The sequence below is a fragment of the Delftia sp. ZNC0008 genome (genome assembly GCF_000799035.1).
Classification (GTDB): domain Bacteria; phylum Pseudomonadota; class Gammaproteobacteria; order Burkholderiales; family Burkholderiaceae_C; genus Comamonas; species Comamonas tsuruhatensis.
The window spans coordinates 1-1,761 of sequence record NZ_JTKZ01000771.1; the positions used below are offsets into that span (position 1 = coordinate 1).

Genomic DNA, 1,761 nt, shown 5'->3' on the forward strand with positions numbered 1-1,761 from the left:
CCCGCCGTACCCTGGCAGCCCGGGGCCGGTGCGCAGGAGCCCGCGGCTGCCCTGCTGGAGGTCAGGGATCTGTGCAAGGAGTTCGACCTGTCCAGCGGCTGGCTGGCCCGGCTGCTGGCGCGCGAGGACAAAAAGATCCTCAAGGCCGTGGACGGCGTCGGCTTTTCGATCCGCAGGGGCTCCACCTTCGGCCTGGTCGGCGAGTCCGGTTCGGGCAAATCCACGGTGGCGCGCATGGTGGCCGGGCTGACGCCGCCCACCAGCGGCACCGTGCTGTTCGACGGCGTGGACAAGTGGAGCCCGGCCGCCCAGACCGTGGCCATGCGCCGGCGCTTCCAGATGATCTTCCAGGACCCGTATGCCAGCCTGAACCCGCGCTGGACCGTGCAGGAGCTGATTGCCGAACCCCTGCAGGTGCTGGCCCTGACGGCCGGCAAGGACGAGACGGCCGAGCGCGTGCAGGAGGCGCTGCGCCGCGTGCGCATGAAGCCCGACGATGCGCGCAAGTACCCGCACCAGTTCTCGGGCGGGCAGCGCCAGCGCATCGCCATTGCGCGCGCCCTGGCCAGCCGGCCCGAGTTCATCATCTGCGACGAACCCACCTCGGCGCTGGACGTCTCGGTCCAGGCCCAGGTGCTCAACCTCATGCGCGACCTGCAGGAGGAATTCGGCCTGACCTATCTGCTGATCAGCCACAACCTGGCCGTGATCCGCCACATGTGCGACGACATCGGCGTCATGCAGCGCGGCCGCCTGGTCGAGACCGGCGAGGCTGGCGCCGTGCTCGATGCGCCGCAGCATCCGTACACGCGCGCGCTGATGGCTGCCGTGCCGGATATGGAGCATGTGCACTGAGCAAAGTGCACTGTCATGGCCTGGCGTTCAGGTCGCGGCAACGACCCGCACGTCGAACCGGACCTGAAGCCAGTTCTTGATGGCGGCAAAGATCGCGGCAAGATTGTCCATGCTGGGGTTGCCTTTCGGCGAAAGCATGCGGTGCAGGCTCTTGCTCGGCTTGTGCGTGAGGTCGGCCAGCGTCTCGAAACCCACCGTTGCGTTGACGAGATCGCGCAGGACGAGGCGTGCCGTTTCTGGCTCACCGCTCAGAAAAAGAGTGGCCGCCTCATCAAGCAGCGCCTGTGCGAAAGCAGGGTCGCGCTCAATGCGCTGAATGACCGTTTGTTTGAAATCGCGGGTGAGCGTCATGGCTTCGTTCCTTTTTTGGCATTGTCCGAGGGGCGTTGCCTCTTGCGAGCCTTGTATTCGCTGTGCAGGGCCACGGCTTCGTCGATGGCCTTCTGCTGGCCCTTTTTCGTGCTGCCCCCGAACAGGATGATCAATCTTTCCCCGTCTTTGGCGAGATAGATGCGGTAGCCCGGGCCCCAGTCGATCTTGTATTCGCCAATACCCCGGAACCATTCGATATTGGAGGTGTTGCCCAACTCCATGCGGGCCATGGCGACGGCCACCTTGGCGGCCGCCTGGCCATCCAGCCCGTTGAACCATGTCTGGTACGCGCTGCTGCCGTCTTCGCGGATGTACTCCTGGAACTGGATTCGCATGGATTGGATGGTAACTTATGAGTTACCAACGCTGCAAGGCGCTATCCACATGACCTACAGCGTTCTCCTGTTCCCAGGAACGAATGACAGCGATGGACCAAAAAAAGGCCTGCGGATGCAGGCCTTTGCTTTGGGTGCGCGATGGCTTACCGGGAGGGTGCTGGCGTGGCCGGCACGGCCTGCGCTGCAGGTGACGCGG

The 1,761-nt window shown here is 64.6% G+C and carries 3 protein-coding genes; 1 reads left to right on the forward strand and 2 read right to left on the reverse strand.

The annotated features are described in order from the left end of the window. Positions 1–855, forward strand: an 855-nt coding sequence (locus L995_RS24930; protein WP_156136132.1) for an ATP-binding cassette domain-containing protein, incomplete at its 5' end; no start/stop codon positions are given. Positions 856–882: 27 nt separating this feature from the next. On the opposite strand, the gene L995_RS24935 is transcribed toward L995_RS24930, so the two are convergent. Together L995_RS24935 and L995_RS24940 are read right to left on the reverse strand one after the other, a co-directional pair. Beyond that, positions 883–1,206: a helix-turn-helix domain-containing transcriptional regulator gene (locus tag L995_RS24935; RefSeq protein ID WP_012203174.1), complete on the reverse strand. Its 324-nt coding sequence runs from the start codon at positions 1,204–1,206 to the stop codon at positions 883–885. Then, positions 1,203–1,562, reverse strand: coding sequence for a type II toxin-antitoxin system RelE/ParE family toxin (locus L995_RS24940; RefSeq protein ID WP_047474052.1), 360 nt, complete (start codon positions 1,560–1,562; stop codon positions 1,203–1,205). The genes L995_RS24935 and L995_RS24940 overlap by 4 nt, the downstream gene beginning before the upstream one ends. Positions 1,563–1,761: the final 199 nt, after the last annotated feature.

Excerpts from the sequence above, each read along its gene's own strand:
- L995_RS24935 (WP_012203174.1), bottom strand. The coding sequence starts at position 1,206 with ATGACGCTCACCCGCGATTTCAAACAAACGGTCATTCAGCGCATTGAG.
- L995_RS24940 (WP_047474052.1), bottom strand. The coding sequence starts at position 1,562 with ATGCGAATCCAGTTCCAGGAGTACATCCGCGAAGACGGCAGCAGCGCG.